Source organism: Halorubrum sp. AD140 (assembly GCF_034497445.1).
In the GTDB taxonomy this organism is placed as follows: domain Archaea; phylum Halobacteriota; class Halobacteria; order Halobacteriales; family Haloferacaceae; genus Halorubrum.
In genome coordinates this window covers 1-1,181 of record NZ_JAXRUU010000257.1, presented here as the reverse complement: position 1 = coordinate 1,181, position 1,181 = coordinate 1, and the positions used below count along the sequence as shown (strand labels likewise).

The 1,181-nt window shown below is 67.6% G+C and carries 2 protein-coding genes; both read right to left on the bottom strand.

All coding sequences use genetic code 11. From position 1 onward, the window contains the following. Positions 1–61 precede the first annotated feature (61 nt). Complete coding sequence (locus U4E84_RS17995) at positions 62–541, bottom strand: twin-arginine translocation signal domain-containing protein (protein WP_322533439.1); 480 nt, start codon at positions 539–541, stop codon at positions 62–64. 94 nt (positions 542–635) lie between these two features. Further along, positions 636–1,181, bottom strand: a 546-nt coding sequence (locus tag U4E84_RS17990) for a glycine cleavage T C-terminal barrel domain-containing protein (protein ID WP_322533438.1), incomplete at its 5' end; no start/stop codon positions are given.

Genomic DNA, 1,181 nt, shown 5'->3' with positions numbered 1-1,181 from the left:
AGAAACGGAAGCGACCTGCGGAGGAGTGAACCGCAGTCGCAGCTATCGCGCGTGCACGACCTCACTCTTCGCCCACCCTGACCGCGTACTCGTAGTCTTTCGACCGGCGCTCGCCGACCGTCTTCCCGACGCTGAACCCGTACGCGTACCTACCGGGTTCGGCGTCCTGCGCGGCTTCAACCCTCACGTGGAGCGTCGTGTCGGCGCAGTCGTCCCACAGATAGATCGGCGGACAGGAGTCGGCCTGCGCGTCTATCGGGTTTCTGAACTCGACGTCCCCGAACTGTACCGGTGCGTCACTCGGACCGCATTTGTACAGCCGCGAATCGAACGAGAACCTCGTGATACCGTCCACGCGAACGTACAACACCTCCGAGTCGCCGGGAGCGAGCTCCGGTTCCTCCACCTCGACGGTCGGCGGCCAGCTCCCCTCCCCCGTACACGACGGACAGTCGCCGAGACAGATGTCGTCGCCGAGACAGCCACCCAACCCTGCCACCGCCGTCCCGACGCTTCCGGCGAGGAACTGACGCCTCCGCATGGGTTCAGACTCGTCAGAACCGAAATAAAACTACCCCCAGCGTCGTCCGTTCTGGACGTCGCTCCGTCTCGATTGCGCCCGGCCCCGGTTTCCTCTACGTATCGAGGAACGGCGGGATCACGACCTCGGCGCGCTTCTCGTCGCCGCGCACGACGACGCTCACCTCGGTGCCGGCGTCGGCGTGCGACTCGTGGAGGTACCCCAACCCGATCGGCTCGTCGAGCGTCGGGCTCATCGTCCCCGAGGTCAGCTTCCCGACGCGGGTGAGGTCGCCGTCCGTGACGGCGTAGCCGCCGCGGGGCACGCCGCGCTCGCGGAGGCGGACGCCGACGAACTTTTCGTCGACGCCCTCCTCCCTCTGCGTCTCCAAGGCGTCGCGGCCGACGAACTCCGTGTCGAGCTTCACGACGAAGCCGATCCGCGCCTCGTACGGGGTTCTGGGTTCGTTCTCCGGATCGAAGTCCTGTCCGGACAGGAGAAAGCCCATCTCGGTGCGGAGCGTGTCGCGCGCGCCGAGTCCACAGGGTTGGGCCTCGCGCGGCGCGTCGACGAACGCGTTCCAGACGGGCTCGGCGGCGTCGGCGGGGCACATGACCTCGAAGCCGTCCTCGCCGGTGTACCCGGTGCGCGCGACCCAGCT

What these genes read in the sequence shown, in the direction of transcription:
- U4E84_RS17995 (WP_322533439.1), bottom strand. Translation starts at nt 541, where the DNA reads ATGCGGAGGCGTCAGTTCCTCGCCGGAAGCGTCGGGACGGCGGTGGCA.